Below are 13093 nucleotides of genomic sequence, written 5' to 3'. Positions count from 1 at the left end.
TTAGTTAAACTTACAAAAATCCCAGTCATTATAGATAAAAGCTAATTTGATTAAAGATTTAGTATTTTAGCAAACAAAAAGCTCTTTAATATCCACACCTATAGTTTCAAGAGTTAAAATATAATTTCTAAGTGCATTACCTTTAACTGGACGCTATCAATTTTAATTGAATTGAGCGGGGTGTAAGAGAGTTTAATATAGTCCGGTTTTGGACAATTGGTTGGTATTTAAGATTAAAACCATACGAAAACGTCCAATTTTTGCCTGTAGATAATACTTAAACCTTGCATTTTCACCGCTGCTATCGCAATGTCAAGCCCTATAAGACTTTTCGCCAGCTATAATCTGTGGAGTTTAATTGCCCCGGCTTCAGGGCAACAACGCTGGCACTGTCAGATGAAACGGGGATTTATTAAAGCACGGCAAGATGAACCCAAAGTTAAAGCTTTATTGAAGGCGAAAGTCACTGCATCCCAGCGTATAGGTTTGCTCGCACAAAAGGGTGTTTATGAGTTTCACCACAATAGAAATCTGCTCAATTCTGTTGATGGTGTAGAAAAGGTTGCACGACTTTTAAAATTAGGAAATTTAGCCGATGAAATTCAAGAACGAGTGCGACAAATTTTAAAAAAATATCAAGATGCGCCTTTACTTTTAGATAAGCGCATTATGTTATTAACTCGTGGAGATGAAGGCTTTCCCAAACCTATTTTTATCGAACGCGAACAGTATCATTTTCGTTTGTATGCAGCGATGGACTGCGTTTTAAACGAATCCGATAGTACACTACATATTATAGATTTTAAAACAGGTAAATCTCCTTTTGACCGCCGACAAGCATTAGTTTATTTACTCGCAGCACGTTATCTGTACCCAAAATACCAGGCGAGCGCCTCATTTTATAATTTGGAAATGGGTAAGAAGTCTCACGTAATTACTGTTAGTAGTAGCGAATTAAAATTGATTGAATTTCATCTGAGCTATATTGCCCAGAAGCATCAAAAAGATTTACAACAATATCATCAAAATACAGAAAATTTTAGTCAAATATTTCCTGCTAATCCCGGTTATCACTGTCGCTTTTGTCCGTTTCAATCTATCTGTGAATTTTCAGTTGCATCAGATGGGGAGTAAGGAATTGGGAATTGGGCATTGGGAAGCAGTTTGTGATTAAAAATTTATTCTTCCTTGACTTAATAGCTTATATCCAACTGAAATCGTTCCAAAACTAATAAAGAAATTCCATAAACTAGTTGGTTTTAAAAGAACTCCTCCACTTAAGAAAACTAACACTATGCCGATGGTGAGTAAAATCCAGCCGAAGTTACCAGTTTCTCTAGGAAAAAATACTAGTGATAAAACACCGCCTATAATTCCTAAAACGGAACCAACTGCTGGCAAGCTTTTATAATAGTATTGATAGTAAGTACTTGAAAATATAATATTTTGACCTAAATAGTAAATGCCGATTAATAGTAGAATTAACCCGATAAATTTAATTAACAATCTGCCCATATTGTTTTAGCTATTTTTCATTTTTAATTATGCTTTATTTTATTTGAGTTTCACTGACAAACACCTGCTAGATTGTACGGAAAAATATTTATTATAATTTTGTAGATTGTAGTTCATAGCTCGTAGCTCGTAGGTTGGGTTAGGCGCATGAAAAAACTAGTTTCCTAGTTAAAATTGGCATTGCGCCGTAACCCAACATTAAATTGTCAGCATTCAAATATCGTTTATCTCAATGGTGATGTTGGGTTACGACACTAAAAATATAGATTATCGTTACAAGTTAAATTTAGTTTTCGCGTCTAACCCAACCTACTAACTATTCCCAATGCCCAATTCCCCATACTAATTTATTTAAAATAAGATAAATCAATGTTCCCGAAATGAATGCTTAAAGCGATATTCAATTCTTCCAATGATTCTACTAACCAATCAATACTGCCAGCAGTTGCTAATTCATAATGATTGAATAAAATTGCAAAGCGTTTGGCTAAATAAGGCTTGGATTTACGGCAAATTAAAATAATTTTTAATAATAATCCTATGGAGCGAATTGAACCTTGATTAGTAATTAAATCAATAAAAGTAAAATGCTGGGGTGATGAAGAACTTTCGACTATTAAAAAGTTAAGTAATTGAGTGCAAGTTCTGACAATTAAAAAATCATTAACTTGTTGATAATCTGCTTGGGGTAAAGTATTTTGTAATTGAGTATATAACCGCTGATGAAATTGATGTTTTCCGTATTCCCAGTCAATTCCAGATATGAGGTATTCGTATAAATCGTCCTTATAAGCACTTAAAGTAGTTGCTTGACTGCTGTAATGTAAAAAGTTGTACGCTAAATCTCTGTAGCTACTTTCACCTTCGACTTTACCAACAAAACTTTTTAAAGCAAGATTTACTTGAGTATCGCTCAATAATGTAGGATTATTTACAGGTTGTATAATTCTATTTTTTCTAGATTCCGAACTATTTGTGGCTATTTGAGAAAGTCTGACTAGATAAGTCACATATTGAGATAAATCAATTTCAAATTTCTTTTGCACCTCGGCTTGAATTTGTTTTACTATCCACTGATGCTCAATAGTTGAATCTTCGCTGAGCAAACATTGTTCGTGTAAGTAAGGATATCGGCGAATTAAACTTACTAAAGATTGATTTTTATTATCTACCAAAGAATTTGTGGTTTTATTTATAACTTGAGCAAGACGCTGTAATGTCGAGTATTGCTCGCCTTTAAGAAAACCTTTTACTAATTCGTGTAAGCTTCTAATAGATTTGTTACGAGAAGTAATAATTCTGTTTCTCGAAGGAGGATTATTAAAAGTAGCAATTAGTTGATATATAGCGTGATGCTTTTGAGGCTGCATATACCAACGATTAATTAAAATGTGACAGCAGCGGTTTAGAAAAAAATAAAATTCTTTTTCAGACTTTTTTGATGCTGTAATCTCGTCTAATGCAGATAAAATTTCTCTTTCAGGGTAATTTGTACCTTCAATAAACAAATTCCGAAAGCATTCAATTGTCTCCGAGGGCGTATGCAACTGCACCAAATCAAACAGATGTTGATATATCTGTTGTTGTGGAGAATCATGTTTGTAGAGATTGGGGTTGACAGAAAGAGTCACGTTTTTATTACCGTTTCCTATAAATTCAGCAATATCAGCAAGTGCTTCGATATTTTAAAATAATTTTTACCGATTGTTTGACAATACTCAAGGTAATTCTATATATAGAATATGGCTACCAAGAATATTTTTGATTTTAGATAACACCAAACACTCTGCATTATTTTTTTTTGAGACAACTGCATCCGAAAACTCCGATCAAATACTTCTAAAAAAAAATATTCTCTCTTCGCATTATTTCCCTTAATCGACTAAATAATCGTGAGCAATAATACTGATTTATGTATCGATTTAAAAATATTTTTATACATTCAGGACTTACGCAACTGGCACAGTGCGATCGCCATTTAGTAGTGCGTATGTATTAAATCAGAAGAATGCGTTTCATAATTTTGTTACTAGAATTAGTAACAAAATTAATGATGTATTTCGTTGTTCAAAATTTTATGAGAAAATTGATATAGGGTGCATTGAAAAATTGATTAGCAATGAGATTTACTAAACTTGATTATTGTCAATACTTACTTAGTAGTCAAATTAACTACACTATAACTAATTTAGCAGAACATTTGAAAAATATTAGTCATGATAAAATTAATTATTATTTAAAAAATGAAAAGTTAACTCCTCGCTTACTTTGGGATAATGTAAAAGATTTAATAGTCCTTGATGAAGATGCTTATATTGTATTTGATGATACGGTTGTAGATAAAAGATTTTCAGAGTCAATAGAAATTGTTAGAAGACAATATAGTGGTAATGAGCATGGCATTGTTAAAGGAATTGGAATAGTAAATTGCATATATGTCAATCCTAAGACGTTACAATTTTGGGTAATAGATTATAGAATTTTCAATCCTGAAAATGATGGTTTAACTAAAATTGACCATGTAAAAAATATGCTCATAAGTCTGGTATATCAAAGAAATTTGCCTTTTGAGACAGTTTTGATGGATACATGGTATGCAGTCAACAAATTAATGCTTTATATTGATAGTTTAGATAAAGTTTATTATTGTCCATTAAAAGCTAATCGCTTAGTTGATGATAGTTTTGGGAAAGAAAAATATAAAAACATTAAATCTTTAAAATGGAGTGATGAAGATTTAGAAAGTGGTAAAATAATAAAAATTAAAGGGTTTACTGCTAATAAAAAGGTGAAACTTTTCTGTGTTACTGTCTCTACCGACAGAACAGATTACGTCGCGACTAATGACTTATCTCAAAGTTCCATAGATGTTGCACAAAAGGTGTGTAAAATCCGTTGGAAAATAGAGGAGTTATGCCTTCGGCACGCTCCGCTAACATCGAGAAATAAAGCAGTTAACTGGTATTGAATCATGCCAATGTCGCAAAGCACGTCTTCAAAGAAATCATATTGCTTGTGCAATGTTAGTCTGGCTTAGACTTAAAAACTTAGCTTATAAAACAGGTGAAACTGTTTATAAAATCAAGCATAACTTACTATCTAATTATCTAATCGAGCAGCTAAAACGCCCAGATATTATCATGTCTCCTGTGTAGCTTTTTATGCGCTCGGTGCGCTTCGCGCACCATAGAAGAGTGCCAGTTGCGTAAGTCCTGACATTAAAGAAAAAACAAGCATATGTTTTTCAAATTACAAAAAACTTGGTTCATTTAGTGAAGAGATGATGAAGCAAGGCAAGGGGGAGAGAGGGGGGGATGGGGAGATGGGGAGACAAGGGGAAATTCCGGCAAGTAGCGAGTAACGAGTAGAGAATGAACAGGTTTTTACTTGCTACTTGCTACTCCTAATTCCTAACTCCCAACTGTTCCCCGTTCCCTAAAAACTTTGTAATTCTTCGAGAATAGTGAACCGAATGTGGTTTATTGCTAATTCACCAATAGAAACTTGTTCTTTTTCGATGCGTTTTCCTTCGGAGCTTAATGTTTCAAAGGAAATGCCTTTACCAATTTCTACATGAAACCAGCTTAAGCCCATGAAATAGCGTGTAGGATGGGGGCCGTCTCTTCCGACATCATCGGGGTTGGATTCCATTGGCAACCAACCGAAGCCGGGAATGTAAAATTCTAACCAAACATGGTTGTAGTCTGGCTGTAAGGGAATACCTTTTTTCTCTGCATAGGGCGGGCATTTATAGCGCCCTACTGTACGGCAAGCGATACCGTTTAAACGACACAGTGCTAATAATAAACCTACGTATTCACCGCATGAACCAGTACCCCGTTCTAAAACAATATCTGGGGTATCGATATGGGGTTTAATGCTGTAAGACAATTTGTCGTAAACGTAATTGCGAATATTGTACATTTTTCGCAATATGTTCGTTTCATTGCCTACTGCTTCAATGGCTGCTTCGCGAACAATATTGCTATCCATTGCTAAGTCGTCATCATCAATTAAGTAACGATTAATAAATTCTGTTGGTAGTGAAGAAGCATTTTCTACGTCGCGGGGAGTAAGACGATATTTGATGCAACGTACTTCTAAAATAGCTTTCCAACCCAAAAGGTGACGCTCTCCAGGAGCTAAAGTATCAAACTTAAATAAGGCTACTCGTTGTCCACCGATTATTTCTTCAGTAAAAGGTAAACCAACTGGTTCAACCTTTATTACCTTTTGACGTTCGGTTTCTGAAGGTAGAGCGATACGCCATTCTAAATTATGTAAATATACCTCTTCTAAAGGGTCTATTTGTTCTACGTAAGACATTTCCAGCAAATAACCATTAGAAACAGCGGTGCGTTTTTCCCGATTGAAATGGTAATTGAGGGGATGAACAAAAGCGCGATCGCGATAGGTTAGTTCGTGGTTTGGTTCTGCGTTGGGATTGTCTCGGATGTAGGGTTCTTCGGATGAGTAAGATACGTAAATACTTTGTTTTTTGCTCGCAGAATCGGTATGTACTGCTATTCCTGTTGGGGATTCAAAAGGTGTGAGTACGCTGAATTGAATTTCACCTGTGGCTCTATCGAGGAAATAAACTGATTGTTCTACGGTATCGCAAACTAAAAGGGCTTCTTCAGTAACGGCTAAGTTTTCCACTCCCACACCAGGAGCGTAAAATCTAGCTATTTCTTTACCCGTATTTCGATTGAAGACAATAATTTTACCGAGTTTTTCACAGCTAACATAAACCGTGGAACCCCAAACAGCTACACCGTCAATAGGATAAGGTAAAGTAGCAAAATGCTCCAAACCCAAAGAATCTAACTTACATGAATAAACGCTATTATCTCGCGTTACCCATAAGGTATCTTCCCACAGCGCCAGACCCGTAACATCCATAAATTCTCGAGTTTGATGGGAATTTATGATTTTTGTATTGTCATTTGAGGGGTCAATTTGCAGTAGATGTCCGAGTCTTGGATCGACAGCAATCAATGTATCTTTTTTAAATACGATGCCGTATAAAGAAGCAACAGCAAACGGTCTAATAGTTTTTTGCCCAATCATCTGGCTAACTGTCAAAGCGGGAAGTACACTCGTCATATTAAGGCAAATCGCTCAAAGGTTTCGCAGGTACTACATTAATTGCGATACTTGTTACTTGGCAATATGTTTAGAGAGATGGGGGGGATGGGGAGAATTTTAAGCTTTGTTATTCCCAATTACCCATTCCGCTTTGGTTTCAGCAGTCGCTCATGGGGGAGGGAGACCCCCAAGACCGCGCTGCTTCACTAATTCCCTTCTTTGTTTCCTCGACTATATAATCAACTACGTCTTCTAATTTGCCCGCACGCTTATAAACTTCCCGCTGACGTGATGCTGCCGTTCCCTTCTGCAAAATTTCTTTAACAATCGCGGAAACTTCATCCCAATCGCCATATTCTTCCAAGGATGGACGCACGAAAGTTAAAAATTTATTAATTAATTCTTGTGCTGGAACGGCGCTTTGTTCTTCCACATCCAATAAATCGGCATCTAAACCGTAACGTGCAGCCCTCCAGTGAGCGGCGCGGATCAGCTCGTGACGGGCTTTCGGGTAAGAATTTTCACTTTTTGCCTGTTCGTAACAAGTATGGGCTAAAGCGCGTGTAAGTCCGGCTAGCATCACCGCTTCATCCACCGTCATACACACATCAGCCATACGAAACTCTACCGTTGGGTACTTTACACACAGCCGCATATCCCAGTAAATCTTAGTTTCTTCTTCTACACTTTTACTTTTAACTAAAGCTTCTACAACTTTTTTATAATCATCTACCGATTCAAAAATTAACGGTGGCCCCGATATCGGCCATCTACCCCAAACTTCGGTACGATAGCTAGCGTATCCCGTATCAGTGCCCATCCAAAATGGAGAAGAAGCACTCAGCGCTAACATCGGAGCTAGCCAAACTCGCGCTCGATTCATCACTTCAACGGCTAAATTGCGATCGCGAATTCCCACATGAACATGACAGCCAAAAATAATTTGTTCTTTTCCTAGCTGTTGATATTCTTCGATCAAATTTTGATAGCGTTCTTTGGGAGTCACATCCTGTTCCTTCCATGTGGAAAACGGATGAGTTCCAGAAGCAGCTATGCGATCGCCATCTTTCGCAGCAGCGTCAATTACTCCCTTTCGCAATCGCACTAATTCCCTACGCACATCAGCCAAAGTTTGACAAACAGGAGTATCTATTTCAATTTGTGAAAGCTGAACTTCCGGATGCACCTTCTCGCCAATTGTTTTCTTCGCAAAAGGTAAAATTTGCTGTACCCGCGAAGTCAATTCCCGCGTTTCGGGATTAAGAATTTGATATTCTTCTTCCACTCCAATAGTGAAATCTTCTGTTTGAGGAGCCATGATTAAATTTTGGATTTTAGATTTTAACAACGGATGCGTGTCTTTTGGATTTTGGATTTTAACAACAGATGATTTTGTGCAGGGATTTTAACATTTGTTTGGAATTGTCATCTACCTAACATTTGACACAAAAAATAATCTTAAATCTTCAGTCTGTGGATTCAATTATCAATTATCCGGAACTTGATTGATCGAGTCAGCGTTAAGTCTTGGGAAGAAATTTGTTTCCCTAGCACCAGTAATATTTCTGTTCCTTGTTTTCTATCTAACCTGCTAAAACACGCTTACTATCAATGGATAAGTAATTTAAACCCTGCATATCAATCAAACTTCTGCTTGATAACTGATAATTGTTAATTGGTAACTGATAATTGAATGGTTATCCCACTAATGCTTTAGCTATGATTGTTTCTTGTAACCATTTCCTTTAACGTACAAAATGTCTGCCCATTCTCTGCCCGAACATGAAGCCGTTTGGCATAGCTTAGAAGTAGATGAAGCGATAGAACTGCTTTCTGGTAATGCAGATACTGGCTTAACGTCTCAAGAAGTTGAATCGCGACTGCAAACATATGGTACAAATGAATTAGTTGAGTCTGGCGGACGCGGTAACTGGGAAATTCTGCTGGATCAGTTCAAGAACATTATGTTGTTGATGCTGATTGCTGTGGCCATTGTTTCGGGGGTTTTGGATTTACTGGCTTTACAGTCAGGTAATTTAAAACCGGGTGAAGTTCCTTTCAAAGATACGATCGCAATTTTGGCGATCGTTATTCTTAACGGTATTTTGGGCTATCTGCAAGAAAGCCGTGCTGAAAAGGCTTTGGCTGCATTGAAAAAACTTTCTTCTCCTAACGTGCGGGTGATTCGCAATGGTAGGTTACTCGATGTGGAAGGTAAGAATTTAGTGCCGGGAGATATTATGCTCCTCGAAGCCGGGGTTCAGGTGGCAGCAGACGGACGTTTAGTTGAACAATCTAATTTACAAATACGAGAATCGGCGCTTACCGGAGAAGCGGAAGCTGTTAATAAACGGGTAGAAATGAAGTTACCTGAAGAAACAAGTTTGGGTGACAGAATTAATTTAGTTTTCCAAGGTACGGAAGTTGTTCAAGGGCGTGCCAAGGTTTTGGTAACTCACACCGGAATGAAAACTGAGTTGGGTAAAATTGCTGAGATGTTGCAGGCTGTGGAAACAGAAGATACACCGTTGCAGCAGCGCATGACTCAACTTGGTAATGTGTTGGTTTCGGGTTCTTTGGCTTTAGTAGCGCTGGTAATTATTATCGGTTTACTTCGCGGTGGGAATTTACAAGAGTTGGTGGAAGTTTCTCTAAGTATGGCTGTGGCTGTAGTTCCGGAAGGTTTACCGGCTGTAATTACGGTAACTTTGGCTTTGGGAACTCAGCGAATGGTTCGTCACAATGCTTTGATTCGTAAGTTACCGGCGGTGGAAACTTTGGGTTCGGTAACTACTATTTGTTCTGATAAAACTGGCACGTTGACTCAGAATAAAATGGTGGTGCAGTCAGTTTGTACCAGCCAAAATATATTAAAAGTAACGGGAGAAGGTTACGTTCCTCAAGGTGATTTTGAAGTTGATGGCAAAAATATTGATATAGAAGATTATCCAGAAATTCCACCTTTATTAGTTCCCTGTGCTGTTTGTAATGATGCGGTTTTGCAGCAGGAAAAAGGTGATTGGATAATTCTTGGCGACCCTACCGAAGGTGCTTTAGTAACCTTAGCAGGGAAAGGGGGAATCGAACAAGACCAGTGGAACAGTAAATTACCCCGAATTGGCGAATTTCCTTTTTCTTCCGAACGCAAGCGGATGAGCGTCATTTGTCAGGTGGAACAAATAGATACTGGTGTTTCAATTATTCCAGATGTTGACCCCGCAATTAGCAATCTGGTAAAGAATAATCAAAATTATTTGATGTTTACCAAAGGTTCGCCAGAATTAATTTTGCAACGCTGTACTCAAATTTTTGCGGGAAATAGTGCGGTTGAACTTACTCAAGAACAACGAGAACAAGTATTAGCAGCAAACGAGCGCATGGCTAGTCAAGGTTTGCGAGTATTAGGTTTCGCTTACAAACCAATATTCTCAAAACCACCAGAAAATTCCGAAGAACAATACGAACAACAACTGGTATGGTTGGGATTGGTAGGAATGCTCGACGCTCCACGTCCGGAAGTAAGAGCAGCAGTACATGAATGTCGGGAAGCGGGAATTCGTCCGGTGATGATTACCGGAGATCATCAACTTACAGCCAAGGCGATCGCCACCGATTTAGGTATTGCCAACTCTGACGATAAAGTGCTGATAGGTCAAGAATTGCAGCGGATGAGCGATGCTGAGTTAGAAAAAAATGTCGATCATGTCAGCATCTACGCAAGAGTTTCCCCCGAACACAAATTACGCATCGTCCAAGCTTTACAGCGTCGCGATAAATTTGTAGCCATGACTGGCGATGGTGTTAACGATGCTCCAGCCCTCAAACAAGCCGACATCGGTATTGCAATGGGAATTACGGGTACTGATGTTAGTAAAGAAGCCAGCGATATGGTGTTATTAGATGACAACTTCGCTACCATTGTTGCTGCTACTAAAGAAGGTAGGGTGGTATATACAAATATTCGCCGCTTCATTAAATATATTCTCGGTAGTAACATCGGTGAAGTTATCGCGATCGCCGCAGCACCGATTTTGTTACCGATGGGAGGAGTCCCCTTAACTCCGCTACAAATTCTGTGGATGAATTTAGTAACTGACGGTTTACCAGCTTTAGCATTAGCGGTTGAACCTCCGGAACCCGATGTCATGAAGCGTCCACCCTTCAGCCCCAAAGAAAGTATTTTTGCTCGTGGTTTGGGTTTCTACATGATTCGCATCGGAATTATCTTCGCCATCATTACTATTATTCTGATGAATTGGGCTTACTACCATACTCATGGGGGAGCCGGTAGTGCAAACGGACTCGATCCCGAACGTTGGAAAACAATGGTATTTACTACCTTGTGTATTGCTCAAATGGGACACGCGATCGCAATTCGTTCCAACAACCAATTAACCATAGAAATAAATCCCTTCTCCAATCCTTACTTGCTCGCGGCAGTTGTTTTAACTACCATTTTGCAGTTAATGTTAGTATACGTTCCACCCCTACGAGCTTTCTTCGGTACGCATATTATCAGTTTGCCGGAATTAGGAATTTGCGTGGGCTTTAGTGCTTTAATGTTTGTCTGGGTTGAATTAGAAAAACTCTTCTTCCGGATAATTGGTAAGAAAAACGTTTAAATAGTTGTTAGTTGATAGTTGATAAGTAGGTAGGTGTAATTAAATATAAGATAAGACCTCACCGCGCCACTTGCTACGTACTGCGGAAACCTCCGCAACGCAGTGGCTTCTCAATCCCTCTCCTTACTAAGGAGAGGGAAGCGATCGGCAGGGTGAGGTTTTGTATTTAATTTGACCCACTTACTTAGTTGATGATCCACACCCTTGGGTGAAAGTTGTTAGTAGTAGACCGGGAGTGAGAAGCGCAACCCACTATAATGGGCGTTTCTAAGTACTAATTATGAATAAGGTCTGTATATTACTCATAGAAGGCTTAAAAATTTATCAACTATTTATTTCGCAATCCCTGTACAAACGTATCGGTTATTAAAATCTAAAATTGCCTAACCATTAACAACTAACAACTAACAACTAACCACTAAGAACTAACCCCTAACTTTCCCCATGTTCCTCAAAACCCTGAGTCTCCGAAATTTTCGCAATTATCAACAACAAATAGTAGAGTTTTCGGCTCCAAAAACTATTTTGGTCGGTGATAATGCTCAGGGAAAATCTAATTTACTCGAAGCTGTGGAGTTACTCGCAACTTTAAAAAGTCACCGCACTTCCCGCGATAAGGATTTGGTTAAGGATGAGGAATCTGTTGCCCAAGTTAGTGCTAGCTTGAAACGAGAATTTGGAGTTAGCCAACTTATTTTAACTTTACGTAGCAACGGTCGCCGCACGGTTAATCTTAATAGTGAAAATCTTCGCCGTCAGATGGATTTTCTCGGTGTATTAAATGCGGTGGAATTCTCTTCTTTGGATTTGGATTTAGTCCGAGGTGGCCCCGAAAATCGCCGCAGATGGCTGGATACTTTATTGATTCAGCTTGAACCTGTATACGCTCATATAATGAGCCAATATCAAAAAGTGTTACGACAGCGCAATGCTTTTCTCAAAGGTAATTCGGAAAATTTACACGAAAAATCTCTAAAATCCCAGTTAGCATTGTGGGATACTCAGTTAGTAATTACTGGTACCAGGGTAATTCGACGACGGGAACGTGCGATACAGAGACTTACTCCAATTGCCAAATTATGGCATTCTAATATTAGTGGTTCTACAGAACATCTTCAGATAAAATACGCTCCTAATATTCCTTTATCAGAAACTCATCAAGGAGAGGTGCAGCAAGCTTTTTTAGATAAAATTAAACAGCGAACGGTTGCTGAAATGCATCAAGGTACTACCCTTGTGGGGCCGCATCGAGATGAAATCGAATTAATAATTAATGACACTCCCGCGCGTCAGTACGGTTCTCAAGGTCAGCAGCGAACTTTGGTTTTAGCGTTAAAATTAGCAGAGTTACAGCTAATTGAAGAAGTTGTCGGAGAACCACCACTACTTTTACTCGATGATGTTTTAGCTGAATTAGATCCCTCTCGTCAAAATCAATTACTTGATGCTATTCAAGATAGGTTTCAAACTCTCATTACTACTACCCATTTAGGTTCTTTCGATTCTCAATGGTTAAATTCCTCGCAAATTCTTACCGTTAGTGGAGGAAAACTATCGGCTAAAGCTACTGTTTTTTGATTTTTTGATTTTGTATTGTAAAGAATTAAAAATTTAAAATTATTTCTTCGCTGAATTCTATTTAATTTATCAAAAAATATATTTAATTATGTAAATTTTAAAAAATTAATAAATTTTATTTCATGAAAAATGGTATAATAACGCGCACTTATTAGAAAAAACTATGAATTAGTTAAATCTATTCCTATAGTCTGATTAACATACTATCAATAATTTGTTAATTAAATAATTAGCTGCCTCTATATAACAATAAGGGTAATTACTCTTATATTTAGCGTGATATAATTTTT

7 protein-coding genes and 1 pseudogene are annotated in these 13093 nt (G+C 37.8%); 4 read left to right on the top strand and 4 right to left on the bottom strand.

All coding sequences use genetic code 11. From position 1 onward, the window contains the following. Nucleotides 1–309: 309 nt before the first annotated feature. Nucleotides 310–1134: a PD-(D/E)XK nuclease family protein gene (locus ACM03V_RS00320; RefSeq protein WP_414618754.1), complete on the top strand. Its 825-nt coding sequence runs from the start codon at nucleotides 310–312 to the stop codon at nucleotides 1132–1134. A 36-nt stretch (nucleotides 1135–1170) separates the two neighbouring features. Here ACM03V_RS00320 and ACM03V_RS00315 read toward each other — a convergent pair whose 3' ends face one another. Continuing rightward, nucleotides 1171–1515, bottom strand: a complete 345-nt coding sequence (locus tag ACM03V_RS00315) for a hypothetical protein (protein WP_414618753.1) — start codon at nucleotides 1513–1515, stop codon at nucleotides 1171–1173. 347 nt (nucleotides 1516–1862) lie between these two features. Beyond that, nucleotides 1863–3146 carry a hypothetical protein gene (locus tag ACM03V_RS00310; RefSeq protein ID WP_414618752.1) on the bottom strand — a complete coding sequence of 428 codons (1284 nt, stop codon included), beginning with the start codon at nucleotides 3144–3146 and terminating at the stop codon, nucleotides 1863–1865. Nucleotides 3147–3634: 488 nt separating this feature from the next. Here ACM03V_RS00310 and ACM03V_RS00305 point away from each other — a divergent pair. Beyond that, nucleotides 3635–4670: pseudogene (locus ACM03V_RS00305) on the top strand (transposase). 280 nt (nucleotides 4671–4950) lie between these two features. Here the strand turns inward: ACM03V_RS00305 and ACM03V_RS00300 are convergent. Continuing rightward, a complete protein-coding gene (locus ACM03V_RS00300) occupies nucleotides 4951–6621 on the bottom strand; it encodes a transglutaminase domain-containing protein (RefSeq protein ID WP_414618751.1) in 1671 nt (556 codons plus the stop codon). 139 nt (nucleotides 6622–6760) lie between these two features. Continuing rightward, nucleotides 6761–7921, bottom strand: a complete 1161-nt coding sequence (locus ACM03V_RS00295) for a carboxylate-amine ligase (RefSeq protein ID WP_414618750.1) — start codon at nucleotides 7919–7921, stop codon at nucleotides 6761–6763. Between the two features lie 439 nt (nucleotides 7922–8360). Between ACM03V_RS00295 and ACM03V_RS00290 the strand changes: the two genes are divergently transcribed. Together ACM03V_RS00290 and recF are read left to right on the top strand one after the other, a co-directional pair. Beyond that, nucleotides 8361–11225, top strand: a complete 2865-nt coding sequence (locus ACM03V_RS00290) for a cation-translocating P-type ATPase (RefSeq protein WP_414618749.1) — start codon at nucleotides 8361–8363, stop codon at nucleotides 11223–11225. A 444-nt stretch (nucleotides 11226–11669) separates the two neighbouring features. Beyond that, nucleotides 11670–12803 (top strand): DNA replication/repair protein RecF, encoded by a 1134-nt coding sequence (gene recF / locus ACM03V_RS00285; protein WP_414618748.1) that lies wholly within the window; start codon nucleotides 11670–11672, stop codon nucleotides 12801–12803. Nucleotides 12804–13093 lie beyond the last annotated feature (290 nt).

The sequence above is a fragment of the Calothrix sp. CCY 0018 genome, from assembly GCF_963920925.1.
GTDB lineage: Bacteria > Cyanobacteriota > Cyanobacteriia > Cyanobacteriales > Nostocaceae > Rivularia.
This window is presented reverse-complemented; position numbering and strand designations above follow the sequence as displayed.